Source organism: Nitrospira sp. KM1, assembly GCF_011405515.1.
In the GTDB taxonomy this organism is placed as follows: Bacteria; Nitrospirota; Nitrospiria; order Nitrospirales; family Nitrospiraceae; genus Nitrospira_C.
Map to the genome: position 1 here is coordinate 3,644,260 of NZ_AP022671.1, position 14,236 is coordinate 3,658,495.

Annotated in this window: 10 protein-coding genes; 3 read left to right on the forward strand and 7 right to left on the reverse strand. The window is 58.7% G+C overall.

Features of this window, described 5'->3' with window-relative positions:
* Nucleotides 1–1,066 precede the first annotated feature (1,066 nt).
* The 3 genes from W02_RS17175 to W02_RS17185 all read left to right on the forward strand — a co-directional run bounded on the left by W02_RS17175 (nt 1,067) and on the right by W02_RS17185 (nt 4,044).
* Nucleotides 1,067–1,351, forward strand: coding sequence for a hypothetical protein (locus W02_RS17175; RefSeq protein WP_173049885.1), 285 nt, complete (start codon nt 1,067–1,069; stop codon nt 1,349–1,351).
* A 505-nt stretch (nt 1,352–1,856) separates the two neighbouring features.
* On the forward strand, nt 1,857–3,422 hold the full coding sequence (locus tag W02_RS17180; protein WP_173049887.1) for a hypothetical protein: 1,566 nt from the start codon (nt 1,857–1,859) through the stop codon (nt 3,420–3,422).
* Nucleotides 3,423–3,507: 85 nt separating this feature from the next.
* The gene (locus W02_RS17185) at nt 3,508–4,044 is read left to right on the forward strand and encodes a Slp family lipoprotein (RefSeq protein ID WP_173043629.1); all 537 of its coding nucleotides are present in this window, start codon (nt 3,508–3,510) and stop codon (nt 4,042–4,044) included.
* A 179-nt stretch (nt 4,045–4,223) separates the two neighbouring features.
* Here W02_RS17185 and W02_RS17190 read toward each other — a convergent pair whose 3' ends face one another.
* The 7 genes from W02_RS17190 to kdpF form a co-directional block, all read right to left on the reverse strand.
* Nucleotides 4,224–5,306 (reverse strand): S1/P1 nuclease, encoded by a 1,083-nt coding sequence (locus W02_RS17190; protein WP_173049889.1) that lies wholly within the window; start codon nt 5,304–5,306, stop codon nt 4,224–4,226.
* Nucleotides 5,307–5,518: 212 nt separating this feature from the next.
* Nucleotides 5,519–6,217: a response regulator gene (locus tag W02_RS17195; RefSeq protein WP_232068582.1), complete on the reverse strand. Its 699-nt coding sequence runs from the start codon at nt 6,215–6,217 to the stop codon at nt 5,519–5,521.
* Between the two features lie 35 nt (nt 6,218–6,252).
* Nucleotides 6,253–8,952 carry a sensor histidine kinase KdpD gene (locus W02_RS17200; protein ID WP_173049891.1) on the reverse strand — a complete coding sequence of 900 codons (2,700 nt, stop codon included), beginning with the start codon at nt 8,950–8,952 and terminating at the stop codon, nt 6,253–6,255.
* A gap of 378 nt (nt 8,953–9,330) precedes the next feature.
* Nucleotides 9,331–9,906 (reverse strand): potassium-transporting ATPase subunit KdpC, encoded by a 576-nt coding sequence (gene kdpC / locus W02_RS17205; RefSeq protein WP_173049893.1) that lies wholly within the window; start codon nt 9,904–9,906, stop codon nt 9,331–9,333.
* A 7-nt stretch (nt 9,907–9,913) separates the two neighbouring features.
* Complete coding sequence (gene kdpB / locus W02_RS17210; protein ID WP_173049895.1) at nt 9,914–12,037, reverse strand: potassium-transporting ATPase subunit KdpB; 2,124 nt, start codon at nt 12,035–12,037, stop codon at nt 9,914–9,916.
* Nucleotides 12,038–12,056: 19 nt separating this feature from the next.
* Complete coding sequence (gene kdpA / locus W02_RS17215; RefSeq protein ID WP_173049897.1) at nt 12,057–13,865, reverse strand: potassium-transporting ATPase subunit KdpA; 1,809 nt, start codon at nt 13,863–13,865, stop codon at nt 12,057–12,059.
* Nucleotides 13,865–13,954: a K(+)-transporting ATPase subunit F gene (gene kdpF, locus W02_RS17220; RefSeq protein WP_173049900.1), complete on the reverse strand. Its 90-nt coding sequence runs from the start codon at nt 13,952–13,954 to the stop codon at nt 13,865–13,867. Before kdpF ends, kdpA begins: the two co-directional genes overlap by 1 nt.
* Between the last annotated feature and the right edge of the window lie 282 nt (nt 13,955–14,236).

Below are 14,236 nucleotides of genomic sequence, written 5' to 3' on the forward strand. Positions count from 1 at the left end.
ACATCTTCAGCCGAGGAACTGCCGGCAGAGCGCCGGCAAGTCCAGCCATCATAAGAGTCCAAATCGAAATTTGACACTAAAGCCTGATGACATTGCGCATGTGGTGTGCTCCTCTCTCAATGAACGGGACCGCCTAACGCCGATGGTTATTGACATCTAGGAGTCTCGGGTTGAGGTGTGTTCTCCACCTGGCCGGGTCTGTAATGCGTTTTCCCTCCATGACCCGCGTGTTCGCCCTTGTGCTCATCATCGAACTCGGCGACGGCTACGTGCTTTAACCAGTAGCCTTCCTCTCCTTTCGCCCCGTGCATCGATGTATCCCCGGTAGCAGGAGTATTGGTCCGATGAAAATGGTTAAACCCCGACTTTCCGCCATCGGGTTGCGATTCGACGCAGAACTACCTTTGATTCCTTGACCGACGAAGAGCAATTTGGCAGTGGGGTCGCTCACGGGGTTTATCGAACATCATGAATTGGACACGACCATGGCCTTCGTCCAGCCACAGATGGTTGGGTGGGTTTGGGCGTACCGGCTCAAACGTATAGGCTTTTACCAAGACTGCGCCGATATTATTGGCCGCCTCTGACGAAGGGGGCGTTCCTTCTCCCGCATAACTATTGTTGACACACACCACCTACCAAACCCATTAGTATGATACCCATGGTTCGGATTCTCTTCTTCATCGCAGACCTCCTCGGACATGCTGTTGAGTTACCTACCGGTCCTACTGAGGTACCCGATGTCACGTTCTTGGAGGTTTCGTTGGAATGATGGGAATAGCTTTCATTCTTCCTTCTCTGACATCGGCGAACCGATGCATGTCGTACCACCGATATCGTGGGTTGCAAACTGTCAAAAGTGACAGAGAAGTCGCTGCCGTTTCTCTACGTCGTCCGGGATACGATAATACCGCCTTAAGTTTGCCCTCTCCTCTTTTCAGAATCGTAACAAACGGACAATCTGTCTGTAACACGCTATTGCTACATTCTTAGCCTCAAGAGAGTCGGATGTATGTTGGGTCATCAAACGCTCGCAACCCCTTCATCGTGATTGGTACGACACGGTATGAAGAGCCTTATCACCCGTCTCACTTTGCCCTGTAGGCGTGTGACCAGGCTTGTCGCGGAGTCAGGGAAAACTCTGGCTCCCCTGGCCAATGCCAAGTTCCAGGCTCATTTGTTTTTGTGCGAACAATGCCGGCTGTATGCAACACAACTCAAGGCCATACGGGAGCGACAGCATCTCGTGTCGGATAAAACTGAACAGACCTCACAGACGCGGGATGTTCACGAGCGCACAAAGCCCAGCCAGCATCAAAGCTCCCAGATCGGTAAAACAGTAAGTCGCTGAATGCGATGGGACGTTGATCGATATACTGTGCCTGGCCTAAGATCCGAAAGGCGTCTTCTTCCGTCGTGAGTTCACCGGTAATCCACAGACAAAATTCATTGCCCCCAACCCAGTTCATAAGTGCCGCTCATCATAAAGAACGCATAGAGCTGCTCTCCCCAGAAAGCGGTACTGACTCCTGGCATCCCCAGGCCTCGCTCTCGTTCGAGCGCGAGGCATTAACAATCGCATCCACTACTCCTCCTTTTTAGAAACATCATTGTTTGCCGGAAAACGCACTCTCCGAGCATACGGATGAGTTCTCCCGGGTCGATTGCGACGACGATGTCAACTCTACGCCAACCACTCAGCGCATCCGGCTCCTGTCGCGTTATGGAGCACGGCAGAGATGAGAGGCGGCACATGCTTATTAACGATCATGTAACAAATCGGCAATTCGGCCGTGATGAAGCCGTTATAAGAGCAACACCGAAACGATACGTCTTCATCCTAGAAGGGGGATACGATGAGATTTATTCGATTGTTGCTCTATTCGGCGCTTGCGATGCCCTGCGCAGTTCCGGCGATCAATGCTTCGACGGCAGAGGCCGCGTCCACTGGTAGGAATCAACAGCCAACTACCTCGCCGGTCTTGGTCGCACAGAAGACCGATGAGGGGGCTTATCCGACCCAGGGTCCCCTCCAGACAAGTGAATTGCCCCCAGGAGGATCATCCGTTGAGGATGTGTTGCTTAAAAAAGGCAGCATCACGATGGACGAATGGATACAGATCCGTGCGGAACAAGAGGCCCGCGGCGCCGATCAATCCCGGCGGATCGATACATTGGAGGAATGGAAAGGGAAAACCGAGGTCTTGCCGATTCTCCGGGACAAGGTGAATTTCGGACTCAATGCCCTGCAATTTCTGTATGGGCATATCGACGCCAAGGTGCCGGAAGGACGCAGTCAGGATAGCTTTTCCATCCGCCGGTCCGAATTGTTATTCTGGGGAAAGATCAGTGAAACGATCCCGCGCTGGCACATTTTGATGGAGTTTCAAAGTATCAACTTGACCAATAACACCCCGACCGTGGGCGCCTCGACGCCGACGTCGGCGACCTTCTTCCGAGAAACCTATATCGACATCCGGCCGATTCAATCGTGGGCGCCCAATCTCAACGTCTTTCGGCTCGGGATCTTCCGGATGCCCTTCGGGATCTTTACCGAGCAATCGGGCGGGTTGCGGGACGTCATCAGTTCGCCGTACCTGACCTCGGTGGGGGGCGGCGGAGGCCCGGGCCAGAATGCCCGAGGGACAGGGGGAGCGATCGAATTTATCCAGGAACGCGATTATTTCGTGGACGTTCGAGGAAAGATCGCCAATCGCCTGGAGTATGTCGCCGGGATCATGAATAACAACAATTATCAGGCGAACAGTCTGGTCAGCACCACCTCCGGCTTGGGCGGAGCCAACCAACCCAAGGCCTTTTACACGCGGGTCCGCCTGTTCGGCAGCGATGTCTCGTTCGTGAGTTTTACGACGATTCAGGGGACCTCCAACAACGCCGGCACGCTCATCAACGGTCGTGGCAAAGGGGCCTTCGACCGGTACGGGGTGGACTTCCGCTACACGTCAAAGATCCTTCCAGGGTTCATGGTGCAGGGAGAATGGTGGCAGGGGCACGATGGGGCGAACGCGACCACGGTGGGGACGGCCGCCAACGGCGCCTGCCAGGTCACGACCCAATGCGGCGGCTCCGGAGCCCCGGGCATGCAGCGGAGAACCTACTATGTGCTCGGGAAGTACCTGATCAGCCAAGGCCCGCTGCAGAACTTCGAACCCACGGTCATGTGGGAGCAATTTGATCCGAATACGAGCATGTCGAACGATCTGTATACGCGGACCATTGTGGGGCTCACCTATTACTTCGAGAATTTTCCCCCCAAGGTTCAGTCGAAGCTCCAATTCAATTATGAATTCCGGCATCACCAGGGGCTCGGCACCGGCCCCGGTACGCCCGCCTATGATGCGAGCACCGATCCCTTCGCCAACAACGCCTTCTTCGTCCAGTTTCAAGTCCGGTTCATGTAAGCAGGGAGGACGCCTGCATCTATAACGAACCGTTCGGAAATTTCTCATTGCATTGGAAACCGATTCGGGAGTAAGGAGGACACTTATGAAGCGCATCGTGGCGGTGGTGGCGCTGATTGGCTGCCTGGGAGTGACCGCGTGTTCGCCGACGACCGTGTTTGCTCCGGACGTGCTGGCCGGCGTCGATCCGAATTTTGATTTTTCCCGCTGGCGCGCCTTGCCTAATCAAACCGTGGACAAGAAAGTGCAGTTGGGGGGGCGGATCCTCCAGGCCGATCGGAGGGACGGCACCGTCACGCTGGTGCTGATGCAATTGCCCATCGTCGAGCACCCCGCCTTCGGGCCCAAGGATACCGGCAAACGCAGCGGCGAATTTGCCGTCACGTTCAACGGGACGATCGAGCGGCCCTTTCTTCAGCCCGGCAACCGCGTGCTGCTCGTGGGGACGACGCAACGCGCCCAAATCGTGTCGGTGGATGACACCCCGCGCAGCTTTCCGACCGTGGCGGCGAAGTGCCTGCATATCTGGAATACGGGGGGGCGGGAAATTTCGGATTTTCCCTCGTATGGAGCGGGCTACGAGACGTTGGAGGAAGACACGTTCTGCGCCGCTCACCAGTAACGGGCTCAAGCCCTGGATTGCTCTCGTGCGCCAAGCTCCGCTGGGAGGGGTTGCGGTCGGCTTGGCGCAGCGTGGGGGGAATCAAATTACATGCGGACGATGCATAACGGTGAAATTGAACGCCGGAGGAACACCAGGTGCGGGCTTCGCTCTTTTACCTGTCTACTGTCCCGTTCCGTCTATGGCTTCCAGGAAATATGATTCAACAGATCAGCTAAGCGCACGGCAGCTTTCGTCAACTGCACAGCCACCACCGGTTCCTGGCTCGTGCTGTACTCCGTTCTCGAGGGGGGACCTTCGATGGTCATGCGGATTGATGCTTCCGACTGGTGGGTATCCTGCAGAACCCCATGACGGCGGACAAACACATATGCCTTCGAGGTGTGCGCGGTCTTGATTGAATCCGTCGCCCAGTGCGCGCCCCAGCTGTAATAGTCACCGGAACTATGATAGCCCGCCGAAGCGGGCAACGTCATTCGGTGGGCAATGAGTTGAGAGAGCTTGCCCACATCTCCGGGTTCTGCAGTCTTTCCACAGGCGCGCATCCCGGCCAAGGCTTTGACGAGGCAGCTGTCCCACAGCGCATGCAGGTTATTGTTCTCCGAGCCATTGAAGAGCAATTCGTTTCCACCACGGTCGCCGAGCACGCCCGGTTGACTGGCCTCGCGCGGGTGTTCGATCAGAACCGGATTGGGCAGGTGTTGATGTGCGGTCTTATAGTATCCGGCCGTCACATGTAACGGCTGATGCACGTCACCGACCAGATGAATAAGCCATCGAAGTGCCTGGGCTTTTGTCCACGGAACTACGTCGCCGGTGGTTTCAAGAATCTTGACGCAAATATTGAGCATCTGAACAATGTCATTGGGATTCGTGAAGGTGGAAAGGAGATCATCGAGCTGCGCGTCATCAGGATAGTGCGCGCTTCCCAAAGGCATGTATACGAAATGCCACTCCGCGTTGTCGGGGAAGGCCTTGTTGAAATCCAGCGCTTCTTTCACTTCAGCGGCTGCGAGCTTTGAGGCGGTCACGCCGAGCCGCTGGAGGTCGCGTACTTGGTCCGGCCAGGTCGAAGCGTTCGCTAAGGCATGCGGGGCGAGGGAGGTCCCTTGTCCAAGAATTTGTGCGATAGCCTTTGCCGCATCAGGGGAGAGATGCGGCTGCGCGGCGTCGGCGATGGCTTCGTGGCCGAGATTCCCCCAGGCAAAGACTTCGTGCGTCCATATGACAAGCGTCAAGAATGCGAGCAGAATCGAAGCCATGGTCGCGCTCCCTTCCTAGTGTGAGTCCGGCCGAAACCAGGCTAGTCTTTCGACCGGAGGGAATCAAGGACGAATGTTCTTTGGCCCCGCTAATATGGAGCCGTCGTATGTGCCGCCGCGCTGTGACAGAGGCGGACACCTCCGCATCATTTGGAACTCAAGCGAGAAGCGTGTTCGGGTGTTGCATTCTTCAAGCGTAAACGAAAGACAGCTCAATCAGTTCGCAGCCGGTACCCGACCCCTAATTCCGTAAGCAGATAACGCGGGTGGGCGGGGTTGGATTCGAGCTTGTTCCGTAGTTGGCGCATGTATACGCGGAGGTAGTGCCCTTCCTCGACATGCAAAGGTCCCCACACGGCCTTAAGCAGTTGGCGATGCGTCAATACTTTGCCCGCGTGCTGGACCAGCGTCGTCAGCAATTTATATTCGAGGGGAGTCAGATGAACTTCCTTGTCCGAAACGAAGACCTGGCGCCGCCCGAGGTCGATGCGCAGGTCACCCAGCGCAAATATCGATTCTCCGGTGCCGTCGGCGATGCGGGCGGTATGGCGCAGGGCCGTTCGCATGCGCGCAAGCAATTCATCGATTCCAAACGGTTTCGTCACATAATCATCGGCACCTAAATCCAGGGCGGCGACTTTCATCCGCTCTTGGTCACGCGCCGATAGGACGAGAATGGGCACGGCACTCCATTCGCGGATCCGGCGAATGACTTCGGTTCCGTCCAGATCCGGCAGTCCCAAGTCGAGCAGGAGAAGATCGGGATTTCTCGAACGTGCTTGGTTCAACCCGTCCTGACCGGTGGAGGATTCGTACAGCCGAAAGCCGTGAGCGGGGAGCGTGGCTCGAAGGAACCGTCGAATCTCCGTTTCATCTTCAATGAGGAGCACCGTGACTTCCTGAGCCGGCACGTGCCTCTCCTCTGCTGAGAACGGGCGATCGGTCATCATGATCCGGCTTCAACCTGCTCGGCTCTGACCGGCGGCTGCTCTTGTGAGATCGGAAGAGTGAATCGGAAAACTGCACCGCCTCCCGGGCGGTTGTCGGCCGAGATCCGGCCTCCGTGAGCATCGATGATGCCACGGCAAATGGTCAGCCCGAGACCGACTCCTCCTTCCCGCGCGGACGTTCCCCGATAGAATTTGTCGAAGATACGGGCTTCTTCGCCTGCCGGAATCCCCGGTCCGTGATCGGCGATCTCAACGATCATCTCTCCGGTCTTGACCGTTGCCGACAGGTCAATCGGGCTTCCCGGCGCACCATATTTGAGGGCGTTTTCGACCAGATTGATGACGACCTGTTCAAGCAAGACGCCGTCGACGAACACAAGAGGCAGATCGGCGGGCAGGACGGCATGGACCGGATGGTTCGACATCCGTCTTTCCAACGTCGCCAACGCGGACCCGACGATCTCATCCAGAGGATGCCAATCTCTATGCAGGTGACCGGCTCCGGCTTCAATGCGCATCATCTCGACCAGGTTCTTGAGAAGCCGGTCCAGGCGGTCTGCTTCGCGATAAATCGATCGGGACAGTTCGGCGCGAACCGTTGAGTCGACGGTCCGCTGTTCGTCCATCAGCGTGCTGGCAGCCCCTGAGATAGTCGCCAGCGGAGTTCTAAGATCATGAGACACCGAACTGAGAATGGCGTTCCGCATCCGTTCCGTTTCCGCGCGCACATGAGCGCGCTGAGCTTCCTCCGACAGCCGGGTTCGTTCGATTGCCAAGGCGACTTGGTTCACCAGCGATTCGAGCAGATGCCATTGATCGGGGTCTAACAGACGGCTTGGGTCGGTCGGCCGGACAGCCACCACCCCGATCGCTCCGGAGGATCCAACCAATGGTATGTAGAGTGCGCTGGCTCCCGGGAGCGTATCCGTTCCCAATCCGGCCGCCTCGGTATGCTCAAACACCCATTGAGCGACACCCGACTCCTTGGGATCGAATTCAAAATACAGTTGTTCCCCCCGCTGCAACTGCACGCGTTTGTCGGCGTCCGCCAGAAAGATCGCCACTTGAGCGTCAAATACCTCTCGCAGATGCTTCGCTGAAAGCTGGCACAACATGCCGGTTCCCCGATGGGTGGCAAGATCGCGGCTCATCGTGTACAGCACGCCGGTCCGTCGCTCCCGATAGCGGGCAAGGTCGGCCTGCTGGCGGATGCGCACGGCCAGATTACTGATGACCAGCGCCACCACGAGCATCACGCCGAACGTAAGGAGATACTGGGCGTCGGACACCGCGAAGGTGAAGTAGGGGGGGACGAAGAAAAAATCGAAGGACGCCACGCTCAAGACCGAGGCCAGCACCGACGGCCCGCGCCCGCAGCGAATCGCAATGACGATGATCGCAATGAGATACATCATGATCAGGTTCGCCTGCGCAAAATACGGAAACATCAGCCAGGCCACAGCCGTCGTGGTTACCACGCCGACCGACGCATAGGCATAGCCTGACATCCGGCTGGTTCGCCTGAGGCTGTGTCGGACGAGCGGCTTGCCTTCGCCAGCCTCTCCCGTAATGACATAGATGTCGATGTCTCCGCTTTGATGAACGAGTTCGGACACGACCGACCCGAACATCCATTCCTTCCAGGGGGATCGCACCGGTTTCCCGACAATGATTTTCGTGGCATTCCGGCTTCGGGCGTAATTCAACAGTTCCTGCGCCACGTTCTCACCAGTCACGGTCACGGTTTCAGCTCCCAACTGTTCCGCCAATCGCAGGGTGTGCACCAGCCGGTCCCGTTCCTCCTGCGGCAATTGGAGGTGTCGGGGAATTTGAACGTACACGGCAATCCATTTGGCATGCAGATCCGCCGCCATCTGCCGCGCGGCCCTGATGAGGCGCGGGCCGCGCGGCTTCATGTTGACGCAGACCATGATGGTCTCGGCCGCAGGCCAGGTTCGCACCACCGCATGATCGCGACGATAGACCTCCATTTGCTGGTCTACCCGCTCGGCGGTGCGGCGCAAGGCCAGCTCACGAAGCGCAATCAAGTTGCCTTTGGTGAAGAAATGCTGAATCGCGTGCTGGATCTGCTCCGGCACGTAGACTTTCCCGTCTTTGAGCCGTTGGAGAAGATCGTCGGGCGGCAGGTCCACAAGCTCCACGTCATCAGCCCGTTCGAGCACCGAATCCGGAACCGTCTCTCGAACGCGTACTCCGGTAATCTGAGCCACTACGTCATTCAAACCTTCGAGGTGCTGCACGTTCACGGTGGTGTACACGTGAATGCCGGATTTGAGCAGTTCCTGTACGTCCTGCCACCGTTTGGCATGGCGCAGCCCCGGCGCGTTCGTATGCGCCAACTCATCCATCAAGATCAGGGAGGGACGGCGGGCAAGGGCTGCGTCGAGATCGAACTCCTGCAGGCGGGCAGTGCGGTATTCCACGGTGCGCCGTGGCAGGATCTCGAGGCCCTGCACCAACGCCTCGGTCTCGGCCCGCCCGTGCGTCTCCACCACGCCGACAATGACGTCTGCACCGTCGCGGCGCTGCTCGTGGGCGGCTTCCAGCATGGCATATGTTTTTCCCACGCCGGGATTGGCGCCGAAAAACACTTTGAGCTTTCCCTCGGACTGACGGGCTTCCTCCGCGTGCACTCGCCTGAGCAAAGCATCGGGATCCGGGCGTTGAGGGTTCATCGCGCTGTGAATTCCCCCGGCTGTTGGAAAACGTCCGATTGAATTCTAGAGGGGCTGGAGCAATCCGTCTACGGAATAGGTCTCGACCGCGTGATTTTTACGCCATATTTACAGCCCGTCTGGCGCTCCTTCCCACACCTTCATCTGTTCAGGGGTATCTTGTTTCCGCTGGAAAGGGAGGAAGCCGACATGGGAAATCTCGATCTGAGAGCGCTGATTGTAGCAGGGATAGCGGGTATCGGACGGATTCAGTTTGGCATGTGGGTCATCCTAACGATCCGGCACCGGGGAGACGATCTTCTGCGCCTTGTACCGGTTGAAGTGACCTCTATCCAACCGAGGAACCCAGGGCGGTTTCTGCAGCGACTGATACCCGGTTTAGCGGGGCAAGGCGTCCAGCGCCAGATTCAACTCCAGGACATTGACCCGCCGTTCTCCCAGCAATCCAAACTGGCGTTTTTCTGTCTGCCGGTTCAACAGCGCGGACACGGTGCCCTCATCCAAGCCTCGCGCTCGGGACACACGCTTCACTTGATAGAGCGCCGCGGCCGGACTGATGTGGGGATCGAGCCCGCTTCCGGATGCCGTTACCAGATCGACCGGGATAGGCGACTCATTGCCTGGATCTGCGGCCCGTAAGGCCGCCACTCTGGCTTTGACGGCGTCGATCAATGCAGGGTTGGTAGGCCCGAGGTTCGATCCGCCGGAGGCGGCGGCATTATAGGGAAACGGCGCAGTGGCCGAAGGACGGCCCCAGAAATATTCCGGCTTGTCGAAAAACTGCCCGATCAGCCTCGACCCGACCACGCGACCATCTCGAACGATCAAGCTCCCGTTCGCCTGCTCGGGAAACAACAGTTGGGCCAGTCCCGTGACCGCCAGCGGATAAATCAGACCGGTGAGAATCGTCAGGACGGCGAGCATCGTCACCGCGGCCAGTACATGCTCTTTCATGGTGTCCTCAGATCAAATGGAGCATGACCAGGATCATATCGATCAACTTGATGCCGGCAAACGGGACCGCCACCCCGCCCAATCCATAGATGAGCAGATGACGCCGCAGCAACGGGCCGGCGCCGATGGGGCGATAGGCGATCCCTCTCAAGGCCAGTGGAATCAGCCCCACGATGACCAGCGCATTGAAGATGACGGCAGAGAGCACGGCGCTCTGCGGAGTCGCCAGCCCCATCACGTTCAGCGCGCTCAAAGCCGGATAGGTCGTGGCAAAGGCTGCAGGTATGATGGCAAAGTACTTCGCAACGTCATTGGCGATGCTGAACGTGGTCAAGGCGCCGCGGGTCATGAGTAACTGCTTCCCGATTTCCACAATCTCGATGAGCTTGGTCGGGTTGGAATCCAGATCGACGAGATTGCCGGCTTCTTTGGCAGCCTGCGTGCCGGTGTTCATCGCCACGGCGACATCGGCTTGCGCCAGCGCCGGGGCATCGTTGGTGCCGTCTCCCGTCATGGCGACGAGCCGGCCGCCTGCCTGCATGTCGCGAATGAGTTTGAGCTTGGCTTCAGGCGTGGCCTGGGCGAGAAAATCGTCGACACCGGCCGCTGCGGCCACCGCCGCCGCAGTCTGAGGATTATCGCCGGTGATCATCACGGTCTTGATGCCCATCCGGCGGAGCTCAATGAACCGCTCGCGAATCCCTCCCTTTACGATGTCCTGCAGAGCGATGATTCCGAGGACTTTTCCGCTTTCCACCACGACCAGGGGTGTGCCCCCTTGCTTGGCAATCGCCTCCACCTGCGCGCGCACGAACTGCGAGAAGTGTCCTTCCCGTGCCGTTACATAGGCTTCGATCGCATCGACAGATCCTTTTCTGATTTCTCGGCCGTTCAAATCGACCCCGCTCATACGTGTCTGCGCGGTAAATGGAATGAAGGTGGCTCCCAGTTCGTGAATGTCCCGGGCGCGGAGTCCATACTTCTCCTTCGCGAGAACGACGATGCTGCGGCCCTCCGGCGTCTCGTCCGCCAACGAGGAGAGTTGTGCCGCATCGGCCAGTGTCCGGTCGCTGATCCCTTCAGCCGGGACGAAGGCGGTCGCCTGGCGGTTGCCCAGCGTAATGGTGCCGGTCTTGTCCAGCAGGAGCACGTCCACATCTCCGGCCGCTTCGACGGCCTTTCCCGACATCGCGATGACGTTCGCTTGCACCATCCGATCCATCCCGGCGATGCCGATAGCGGACAAGAGGGCGCCGATCGTCGTCGGAATCAGGCAGACGAGCAGGGCCACCAGCACGGTGACGGTGACCGGTGCCCCCTGTCCCATGGCTTGGACGCTATAAAGGGAAAAGGGCAGCAACGTGACCGACGCCAGCAGGAAAATGATGGTGAGCGCGGCCAGCAGGATATTGAGCGCGATCTCGTTCGGCGTCTTCTGCCGTGTTGCTCCCTCCACCATCGCGATCATCCGGTCCAGAAAACTTTCGCCCGGGCTCGCCGTCACGCGAATGATCAGCCAGTCCGACAACACCTTCGTGCCTCCGGTGACCGCGCTGCGATCGCCGCCGCTCTCTCGAATGACCGGGGCGCTTTCGCCCGTGATCGCGCTTTCATTCACGGAGGCCACCCCCTCGACCACCTCGCCGTCGGCCGGGATGTAATCGTCGGCCTCGACGAGGATCACGTCTCCTTTCCTGAGCTGATTCGCGGAGACCACGCTGAACGTGTCTCGGCGTTGGAATTGACGGTTCCACACGGCCTGGCGCTCGCTGCCGGGCTCGACCGCGCCGAGTTTTTTGGCGGTGAGCTCCTGGCGGGCGCGTCGGAGCGAATCGGCTTGTGCTTTGCCGCGCCCTTCGGCCATCGCTTCGGCAAAATTGGCAAACAGCACCGTGAACCAGAGCCACAGGGCAACGGACGCAATGAAGCCGGTCGGCGCTTCTCCGGTGCCGACCAGGGCCTGGACGAACAGAAGGGAGGTGACAAGGCTGCCCACCCACACGACAAACATGACCGGATTCTTGACCTGATGGCGGGCGTCTAGCTTGCGGCAGGCATCGAATACGGCCTGCCGGATGATCGCCGGTTCAAACAAGGATCGAGCGGGGTGGTCTTTGGCGAGACTCGTCATGGACACAGCTCCCGAAGCGCTATGAAGCGCCTCTCATCAACAGGTGTTCGACAATCGGACCGAGGGCCAATGCGGGCAGGAACGTGAGGGCCCCGACCATGATCACGACCCCGATCAGGAGAACGACAAAGAGCGGAGTGTGCGTCGCGAGCGTCCCGGGTCCGGCGGGGACGATCTTCTTTCCGGCCAGCGATCCCGCGAGCGCCAGCGTCGGAATCGCCAGCCAAAATCGTGAGATCAGCATCGCGATGCCGCCGGTGAGGTTGTAGAACGGCGTGTTCACGTTCAGACCGGCGAACGCGCTTCCATTGTTGTTGCCTTGCGAGGTGTAGGCGTACAGCATTTCGCTGAACCCATGGGCGCCCGGATTGAGTACCGACGACGTGCCGGACGCAGTGACCACGGCGAGGGCTGTGAATCCCAACACGGTCATCGGCATAATCAGAATCACAAGGGCCGCCATTTTCATCTCGTACGGCTCGATCTTCTTGCCGAGATACTCGGGAGTCCTTCCGACCATCAGGCCCGCGACAAAGACGGCAATGATCGCGAACACGATCATGCCGTAGAGACCCGAACCGGCCCCGCCGAACACCACTTCGCCGAACTGCATGAGGAACAGCGGCACGAGCCCGCCCAGCGGGGTAAAGGAATCATGCATGGCATTCACTGATCCATTTGAAGCGGCGGTCGTCGCAGCAGACCACAGAACGGAGTTCGCAATGCCGAATCGAGCTTCCTTACCCTCCATGTTTCCCCCGGCCTGGTCTTCTCCGGGGCGCTGATCAATATGCATCGCCGTGAACCCTGGATTCCCACTTTGCTCGGCCCACAGTCCCAAGGGAACGAAGGCGATCAGGAGAATAGTCATCGCCGCGAGAACTCCCCAGCCCTGACGCGTATCCCCGACCATGATCCCGAACGTGTAGCAGAGGGCGGCGGGGATCAGGAGAATGGCCAAGACCTCGAGGAAATTGGAGATCGGCGTGGCGTTCTCAAATGGATGGGCGGAATTCACGTTGAAGAATCCGCCGCCGTTGGTGCCGAGTTGTTTGATCGCAATCTGAGAGGCGGCCGGGCCGACCGCCAGGACCTGTTCCGTGGCCGTCGCAGACTCGGTCGTCGGCTGACCCTGTTCATCCAGTACAGGCCGGCCGTTCGCGTCCAGGATGGGCTTGGCGTGCTCGGCCGGCTGCATCAGCGTCGCGGTTTGGTATGGATTGAAGGTCTGGACAACGCCCTGAGACACCAAGAGCAGCGAGAAGAGCAGGGCCAGGGGCATGAGGACGTACAATGTGCTGCGGACGAGGTCTTGCCAGAAATTCCCAATGGTCGTGGCGCTGCGACGAGCCAGTCCCCTGATTAACGCGACCAGAATCGCCATGCCGGTGGCAGCCGACACAAAATTTTGGACGGTGAGGCCCAGCATCTGCGTCAAATAGCTCAGCGTGGTTTCGCCTCCGTAGGCCTGCCAATTGGTATTGGTCGCGAAGCTGGCGGCCGTGTTGAACGCCAGGTCCGGTGCAACCATACCCAGGCCGGCCGGATTGAGGGGCAGCAGGTGCTGCAGCCGCTGCGATCCGTAGAGAAACAGGAGACCGGCCGCATTGAAGAGCAGCAAGACGATGCCATAGACCTTCCAATTCATCTCATCGGCCGGATGAATCCCGCAGAGCCGGTACAGAAGCCGTTCAACGGGGCCGAGAACTCGATCCAAGCCGCAGGGTTGGCCTTCGTAGACGCGCGCCATGTACCACCCCAGCGGCTTGACCAGCGCCAGCAGCACGACAAAATAGAGTCCGATTTGAACGAGTCCATTGATCGTCATCAGAACCACTCCGGCTTGAGCAACGCGACCATCAGATAGCCCACCAATCCAACGGACAGAATGCCACCGAGCACGTACATGACGTTCATCGCGACACTCCTTACAATCGCTCAAGACCCACAATCAGCCAGACAGAGAGGACAAAGAAGCCGGCCACTACGGCAATGAAAATGAAGTCCATCACGAAGGTCCTTTCTTTCTTGATCACCCTACCAAGCGCTTTGTAAAAACGGTGTCAAAATGAAGCATGCCTCCAGGGTTCATGCGGGAGCCGGCTGCCACCTCGTGTGACCATCTCTTGCAGGCGAAGGGCGAATGCTCCCTTTGAATGGACCTTCGAACTCCGGCGAGACGTTGGACAGGGACGGAGC

Excerpts from the sequence above, each read along its gene's own strand:
- W02_RS17200 (WP_173049891.1), bottom strand. The coding sequence starts at position 8,952 with ATGAACCCTCAACGCCCGGATCCCGATGCTTTGCTCAGGCGAGTGCAC.
- kdpA (WP_173049897.1), bottom strand. The coding sequence starts at position 13,865 with ATGACGATCAATGGACTCGTTCAAATCGGACTCTATTTTGTCGTGCTG.
- kdpC (WP_173049893.1), bottom strand. The coding sequence starts at position 9,906 with ATGAAAGAGCATGTACTGGCCGCGGTGACGATGCTCGCCGTCCTGACG.
- kdpF (WP_173049900.1), bottom strand. The coding sequence starts at position 13,954 with ATGAACGTCATGTACGTGCTCGGTGGCATTCTGTCCGTTGGATTGGTG.
- W02_RS17180 (WP_173049887.1), top strand. The coding sequence starts at position 1,857 with ATGAGATTTATTCGATTGTTGCTCTATTCGGCGCTTGCGATGCCCTGC.
- kdpB (WP_173049895.1), bottom strand. The coding sequence starts at position 12,037 with ATGACGAGTCTCGCCAAAGACCACCCCGCTCGATCCTTGTTTGAACCG.
- W02_RS17190 (WP_173049889.1), bottom strand. The coding sequence starts at position 5,306 with ATGGCTTCGATTCTGCTCGCATTCTTGACGCTTGTCATATGGACGCAC.
- W02_RS17185 (WP_173043629.1), top strand. The coding sequence starts at position 3,508 with ATGAAGCGCATCGTGGCGGTGGTGGCGCTGATTGGCTGCCTGGGAGTG.
- W02_RS17175 (WP_173049885.1), top strand. The coding sequence starts at position 1,067 with ATGAAGAGCCTTATCACCCGTCTCACTTTGCCCTGTAGGCGTGTGACC.